This window comes from Alicyclobacillus contaminans DSM 17975 (assembly GCF_000429525.1).
Classification (GTDB): domain Bacteria; phylum Bacillota; class Bacilli; order Alicyclobacillales; family Alicyclobacillaceae; genus Alicyclobacillus_A; species Alicyclobacillus_A contaminans.
Genome location: NZ_AUCA01000015.1, coordinates 64,446 through 71,324 on the forward strand (window position 1 = coordinate 64,446; position 6,879 = coordinate 71,324).

Below are 6,879 nucleotides of genomic sequence, written 5' to 3' on the forward strand. Positions count from 1 at the left end.
GAGAGTACAGTGAAAAAACAGATTTGTGTGTTGCCGGGAGACGGCATCGGACCGGAGGTCACCGCGGAAGCGGTTCGGTTGCTGGAGACCATAGGCCGTCATTACGGCCATCGATTTGATTTCAAGTATGCGGAAATTGGCGGTGCGGCCGTGGACGCGCACGGTACGCCGCTGCCTGCATCAACGCTTGCGGCCTGTGATGAGAGTGACGCCGTTCTGCTGGGCGCGGTGGGCGGCCCCAAATGGGATCGGGAGACTGCGGAGCGGCGGCCGGAGGCGGGGTTGCTCGGGATTCGCAAACACCTGGGCGTCTACGCGAATCTGCGGCCGGTGAAGGTGTTTCCGGAGTTGGCCGGGGCGTCCACGCTGAAGCCGGAGGTCTTACAGGGGATTGATCTGGTGATTGTGCGCGAGCTGACCGGAGGCATCTACTTCGGACAGCCGCGCGGTCGGCAGACATGCCCGGACGGCGTGGAAGTGGTGGACACGTTGCGTTACACCGAGCAGGAAATCGAGCGAATTCTGGTCCGGGCGTTTGAGATTGCGAAGACCCGGCGCAAGCACGTGACGTCGGTGGACAAGGCGAACGTGCTGGAGAGCAGCCGACTTTGGCGCGAAATTGCGGAGTCGGTGGCGGCACGGTATCCGGATGTGGCCCTGCAGCACATGTTGGTGGACAACGCTGCGATGCAATTGGTGAAGAATCCCGCGCAGTTTGACGTGGTGGTGACGGAAAATCTCTTCGGCGACATTCTGTCCGACGAAGCCGCCATGCTGACCGGATCCATAGGCATGCTGCCGTCCGCCAGTCTCGGCAATGGCCCGGGACTGTACGAGCCGGTTCACGGTTCCGCGCCGGACATCGCCGGGAAGGGGCTCGCCAATCCGTTGGCGACGTTCCTGTCCGTGGCGCTGATGCTCAGGTATTCGTTTCAGTTGGACCGCGAGGCATCGGCTGTGGAGACGGCGGTGGCCGCGGTCCTGCGGCAGGGCTATCGGACGGCGGATTTGGCGAACGGCGGCGCGTTCGTATCGACGTCGGAAATCGGAGATTTGGTCCGGGAAACCATTGTCACGGGGGAATTGGAACATGCCAAAAACACTCTTTGAAAAAATTTGGGATGCACACGTGGTAACCGAATCGGAAAGCGGCCCCGCGCTGCTGTACATCGACCTGCACCTGGTTCACGAGGTCACCTCGCCACAGGCGTTTGAGGGATTACGGTTGGCCGGGCGCAAGGTGCGGCGTCCGGATCGAACCTTTGCCACGATGGACCACAATGTGCCGACCGTGAACCCGTTTGACGTTCGCGATCCGATTGCCGCCAAGCAGATTGCCACACTGGCGGAGAACTGCAAAGCGTTCGGAATTCCGCTGGCCGGTCTGGAAAGTCCGGATCAGGGTATTGTGCATGTCATCGGGCCGGAGCTTGGCCTCACGCTTCCCGGCAAGACCGTGGTTTGCGGCGACAGCCACACGTCTACGCACGGAGCGTTCGGCGCGCTCGCCTTCGGGATTGGCACCAGTGAGGTCGAACACGTGTTGGCGACGCAATGTCTGTGGCAGAAGCGGCCCCAAACGCTGCAGTTGGACCTGCAGGGGGAGCGCGCGCCTGGGGTGACGGCGAAAGACGTGATTCTCGGTGTCATCGCGAAGCACGGCGTCTCCTTTGGCGCGGGCTACGTGATTGAGTTCACCGGGCCGGTCGTACGGGCGATGTCGATGGAAGAGCGGATGACCATGTGCAACATGGTGATTGAAGGCGGGGCGCGGGCTGGCTTGGTGGGCCCGGACGACACGACTTTCGAGTACATCCGCGGTCGCCGGTACGCGCCGGCAGGTGCCGAGTTTGAACGCTGTGTCGAACAGTGGCGAGCGCTCAACAGCGACGAAGGCGCGGTGTATGACCGAGTCATCCGCTTTGATGTGTCGACGCTGGAGCCGCAGGTGACCTGGGGAACCAACCCGTCGATGTGCGTCGGCGTCAACGGGACGGTGCCGAATCCCGCAGACATCGAGGACGAGGTGGAACGTCAGGCGGTGGAGCAGGCGCTGAAGTACATGGGGCTGCAACCGGGGACACCGATTCAAGACATCGCGGTGGATCATGTGTTCATTGGATCGTGTACGAATTCTCGAATTGAAGATCTTCGACAGGCGGCCGCTGTGGTGAAAAACCGCAAAGTGGCGCCGGGCATTCGGGCGTTGGTGGTTCCTGGAAGTAAACGGGTGAAAGAACAGGCGGAACGAGAAGGGCTGCACGAAATCTTCAAGCAGGCCGGATTTGAGTGGCGCGAAGCGGGCTGCAGCATGTGCCTGGCGATGAACCCGGACACGGTGCCCGCCGGCGAGCGCTGTGCTTCCACCTCCAATCGGAATTTCGAAGGGCGGCAGGGCCGGGGTGCGCGCACACACCTGGTCAGCCCGGCCATGGCGGCGGCAGCGGCCATCGCGGGCCGGTTTGTGGATGTGCGCGCGCTGATGTCTTCCTGAGCACCGGTGGATGAAGAAGCGGTCGCTTCTGGCATTGCGCGAAAAAGGAGGGAATCCATTCATGAAACCACTGGTTCGGCATCGTGGTTTGGTTGCACGCATGAACCGCGTGAACGTGGATACAGACCAGATTATTCCCAAGCAATTTCTGAAGCGGGTGGAGCGTTCCGGGTTCGGACAGTTTCTGTTCTACGACTGGCGGTTTCTGTCCGACGGCAGTCCCAATCCGGAGTTCGAATTGAATCAACCGCAGTACAGCGGTGCGAGCATCTTGGTCGCCGGCGCCAACTTCGGGTGCGGCTCTTCGCGCGAACACGCGCCGTGGGCGCTGCTCGATTACGGGTTTCAGGTGATCATCGCGCCGTCGTATGCGGACATCTTTTATAACAATTGTTTCAAAAACGGCATTCTGCCCATCACCCTCCCGCAGGCGGCGGTGGACGTGCTCTTGCAAAAGGCGCTGGAACCGGGCTACGAACTGGAAGTGGACCTGGAGAACCAGGTCATTTCGGACGACACCGGGTGGTCCCACGCGTTTGAAATCGACGCATTTCGGCGCAACATGCTGCTGCAGGGATTGGATGAAATTGGCCTGACCATGCAATACGAAGCTGAGATCCGCTTGTATGAAAGCCGGCGGGCGTCATCGGTCCAACCGGTCTGAAGCTGTGCCCCACACCAGATTGCGTTCTGCGCAGTCTGGTTTTTTTATGCGGACTGGAGGGAACGGGATGTGATAGGATGAATGCAAACGGGCATGGACCAGAGCTTCCGGTGAGACGGGAAGCCTGTGGATATCCCGCAAGCGGATATGAGGGTGAATACGGTGCAGTTGATAGTCCACGATGTGGAAGCCATCGTCCAAAAAGGCTTGATGTTCCAATCCGAAATCATTGAAATTGCCGCCATTCGCGTGCGACTGGAGTCCGGTCAGTTGAAACCGGAAGACACGTTTCACACATACGTGGAGCCGCAGAGCGTCACGTCCATTCCGGTCACCACCACCAAGCTGACCGGGATCACGCAGGCGCAGGTGGAGCGCGCCGGGCAGTTTCCGGAAGTGATGGAGCGGTTTTTGGCCTGGCTCGGATCGGACGAATATTTCCTGTGTTCGTGGTCGCTGTCGGATCGTGACTACTTCATCGCGGACTGCAAGCGGCACAACCTGTCGCTGGACTGGATCCGCAACTACAACGACATCCAACGCTGGTTCGGCCAAGTGCAGCGATTGGAAAAGCGGACGTCGCTGAAACGCGCCATGGAAATGCTTCAGATAGCGCCGGAAGGCCAGGAACACAGCGCGCTGGTCGACGCGCAGCACACGCTGCAGGTGCTGCTTCGCATCTTCAATCCGGACAGTCCGGTGTTCACGCTGGAGCGCAATGATTGTTCCGGGGTCTACCAGACGGAAGTGGTCTACGAAGAAGAATTTCACAACAATCCGTTCGCGGCGCTCAAGGATGTGCTGGGGCAGAGCGAATGATGCAGAGGGGAGGAAGCGCTCGACATGGAGCAGGTGATGTTTATCGAGGTGGGCATGGGCATTGACCTCCATGGGCAGGACGTCACAACGGCGGCGGTTCGCGCGTGCAGAAACGCGATTGGACATAATTCCCTGCCTGGGATTCGCACCGTGCTTCCAAATCACGACCTGTCGGCGATGCGCGTCCGCGTGACATTGGGCGTGCCCTATCGCCACGAGGCACTGGACGTGGATGCGGTGCGTGCCGTGTTCCCGTACGGCCAGGTGGAAGTGCGAGTGGTGCAGGGAGGAATGCTCGCCAGCAGCGGGATTGTCCTGCCGGAGCACGGAGACCCGGAGCATGATGATGACATGGTGATTGTCAACGCGGTGGTGGAAGTCGGGTACTAGTGCCCCTTCACTCGGCAGGGCTCAATTCACGGACATACAGGCACATGAATATCACCACCGTTGGTGATATTCTCCATTCCACTGGTTGATCCTCCACTATCCTCAAACTACGTTGCCTGAAGGGGCACTAGTTCGAGATACGAAGACCTGGGCATTTACCCGGCAACATCCAGCTCATTCGTTTACTCTCGTAAGGAGGGGGCCACACTCTCAGTCAACGAGAACGGAGTCTCAGGGAGGGGAACGTAGCACCCCGACCACTACGAGAATTTTATCTCAAAAAACTTGGGGAGTACTTGACTTCAATATACTAGGAGGGGATTTCCATCATCCCACCAGGAAACATCATTCACAACGTGACCCGATTCTCCGGGTTTGCAAACGAGTACGATACGTACCGCCCGAAGGCACCTCAGATGGTTGTCGAACTCATTTTAATGTACTTGGGTAAGAAACCCTCCGTTGTTGTCGATCTCGGTTGCGGTACAGGGCTATCCACGTTCGTCTGGAAAGACGTTGCAAGCCGCGTCATCGGAGTGGAACCTAATGATGATATGCGCAGGCAGGCAGAAGAGAATCTTACCGCCAAGACAGACATCCATAACCTATCGTTCGTTCGCGGATTCGCGAATCAACTCGATTTGGAATCAGAAAGCGTCGATGTCGTCACCTGCTCCCAGTCGTTTCACTGGATGGAGCCGGTCAGCACACTTCGTGAAGTTTCGAGGGTGCTGCGGAGTGGTGGTATTTTTGCGGCTTACGACTGTGACTGGCCGCCATCCGTCAACTGGAAAGTCGAAGAACATTATGTACAACTCATACATCAAGCAGATGCTCTGATCCATGACCGTATCCCAAGCGATATGACTGCGAAAAAATGGCCGAAGGATGAACACCTCAGACAAATGCAAGAAAGTCGGTCGTTTCGCTTTACGAAAGAGGTCGTCTTTCATGTCACAGATTCCTGTGATGCGGAGAGATACGTGGGGTTAGCCTTGAGTCAAGGAAGTCTGCAAACGGTTTTGCGATCCGGATGGACCGAACTTGATAATAGCATTGAAACGTTTAAAGACATCGTCAAAAGCCACTTTCAAGATCAGGTTCTGAACGTCGTCTTCAGTTATCGAATGCGTTTTGGCATCAAATGACAAGAATGAAGAAAGATTGACGCATATTCCAGTTGTGCTACACTAAAAATGAAAAGAGAGCCGAAGGCTGCATCCTTCGGCTCCCGGGTACCGACGCCTTGGGCGCCGTCCCTGCCCGCTTTAATGACGCGTGCAAGTAGCCGCCCCACAGGCGCTAACCGATGGGGGCGGTTACTTGCGTTTCATGGCAAGAACCACAGCCACGACGAGCGACAGTAACGTGACGATGAACGATCCAAACTCGATCATCAACGACAGCGCACTGGCTACACTCATGGCCTCACCCCCCTTCCCGAAGACCGGGCAGGGAGTGAACCCCCAAGGTGGTACCTACGTGTAGTCTATCAATTTTGTTCCATCTGTGCATCAAGCGGTGCCTTCGGATTCAACACAATCCTGTAGCCGCCAGTTGATAGATAGTTCATCTCAAGCCACCTTGCACGGCAAAACAAAAACCGCCTCGCGATTCCGAGAAGCGGCCGTGTTTAATATCCCAAGGTCGCACTGTTACCAGGCAGTAGCCCAACCGAGAGGTCGCCGTAAATCATCTCCGGCGGCGCATAGAAATCGAGCTTTGTCGCTTCGGTGCCGCCCTCTTGCGTTATCGCCCAGTTGATACCGTCCCAGGCTGTCGTGATGCCCATATTACCCAGCGCCTTTTCGAGGTAGTACACAGGTACGAGGGTCGTCAGAATCGTCGTCCCTTCATCGTGATACGCAATACGCGGCGCATAGTCACAGCCTTGCCGTTGCTCTGAATGACCATTGTTCCACTGTTAATCGCAGCAGCCTTCGGCGGAGACGGATGGTTCACCGTTATGTCGCTCGGCGTCGTCAGGGTCAGCACGCCCTTCGTGCCGTTAAATAGAGACGGTAACACCGAACTTACCAAGCACCTGAGCGACGTACCAGATCGGCAGCAAAGCAGCTAATGCAAATGACGTGACAGTCGATACGGCCAACCATACCTTCAGCTTGATACCCACTCGCATCATATCAACCTCCCTATTAGACGGATGACTGTATGGCAACGATTGAGAACTTTTCGCAATACCAAAGTCGTATACACCGAAGCAACGGATGGCACGCAAGCTGATGACCAAGCGTGGACGAGCGATATACGCCAAGCGCAAGGTGATTATCGAGCCTGTGTACGGCCACATCAAGGCATGCATGGGATTCATTCGCTTGTCCCTGCGTGGGCTTGCCAAAGTACAAGGAGAGTGGTCATTGGTGGCCATGTGTCACAACCTATTGAAGATATTCCGGAATGGATGGTCGAGGTTGGCGACCATGTGAGTCCTTGCATCGGGGGCGAGACAGCACGGAGTAAGTACAACCGCACGCGGGATGCCTAGAATTCA

General features: G+C 57.2%; 9 protein-coding genes. 7 read left to right on the top strand and 2 right to left on the bottom strand.

From position 1 onward, the window contains the following. The first annotated feature begins 9 nt into the window (after positions 1-9). From leuB to G463_RS0108030, 6 genes are all read left to right on the top strand, one after another. Positions 10-1,110 carry a 3-isopropylmalate dehydrogenase gene (gene leuB / locus G463_RS0108005; protein ID WP_026974748.1) on the top strand — a complete coding sequence of 367 codons (1,101 nt, stop codon included), beginning with the start codon at positions 10-12 and terminating at the stop codon, positions 1,108-1,110. Further along, positions 1,091-2,494: a 3-isopropylmalate dehydratase large subunit gene (leuC, locus tag G463_RS0108010; protein ID WP_026974749.1), complete on the top strand. Its 1,404-nt coding sequence runs from the start codon at positions 1,091-1,093 to the stop codon at positions 2,492-2,494. Before leuB ends, leuC begins: the two co-directional genes overlap by 20 nt. A 61-nt stretch (positions 2,495-2,555) precedes the next feature. Further along, entirely contained in the window at positions 2,556-3,158 is a 603-nt protein-coding gene (gene leuD / locus G463_RS0108015; RefSeq protein ID WP_026974750.1) for a 3-isopropylmalate dehydratase small subunit, read from the top strand. 162 nt (positions 3,159-3,320) lie between these two features. Then, entirely contained in the window at positions 3,321-3,977 is a 657-nt protein-coding gene (locus tag G463_RS0108020) for a 3'-5' exonuclease (protein ID WP_026974751.1), read from the top strand. A gap of 24 nt (positions 3,978-4,001) precedes the next feature. Further along, positions 4,002-4,367, top strand: a complete 366-nt coding sequence (locus tag G463_RS0108025) for a Lin0512 family protein (protein WP_026974752.1) — start codon at positions 4,002-4,004, stop codon at positions 4,365-4,367. A gap of 326 nt (positions 4,368-4,693) precedes the next feature. Beyond that, positions 4,694-5,515: a class I SAM-dependent methyltransferase gene (locus G463_RS0108030; RefSeq protein WP_026974753.1), complete on the top strand. Its 822-nt coding sequence runs from the start codon at positions 4,694-4,696 to the stop codon at positions 5,513-5,515. Positions 5,516-5,686: 171 nt separating this feature from the next. On the opposite strand, the gene G463_RS22805 is transcribed toward G463_RS0108030, so the two are convergent. After that, positions 5,687-5,791 carry a putative holin-like toxin gene (locus G463_RS22805; protein WP_156900135.1) on the bottom strand — a complete coding sequence of 35 codons (105 nt, stop codon included), beginning with the start codon at positions 5,789-5,791 and terminating at the stop codon, positions 5,687-5,689. Between the two features lie 584 nt (positions 5,792-6,375). Continuing rightward, positions 6,376-6,507 (bottom strand): hypothetical protein, encoded by a 132-nt coding sequence (locus G463_RS23810; protein WP_281171068.1) that lies wholly within the window; start codon positions 6,505-6,507, stop codon positions 6,376-6,378. Between the two features lie 88 nt (positions 6,508-6,595). On the opposite strand from G463_RS23810, the gene G463_RS22250 reads away from it, so the two are divergent. After that, positions 6,596-6,814: a transposase gene (locus G463_RS22250; protein WP_026974755.1), complete on the top strand. Its 219-nt coding sequence runs from the start codon at positions 6,596-6,598 to the stop codon at positions 6,812-6,814. The last annotated feature ends 65 nt before the right edge of the window (positions 6,815-6,879 follow it).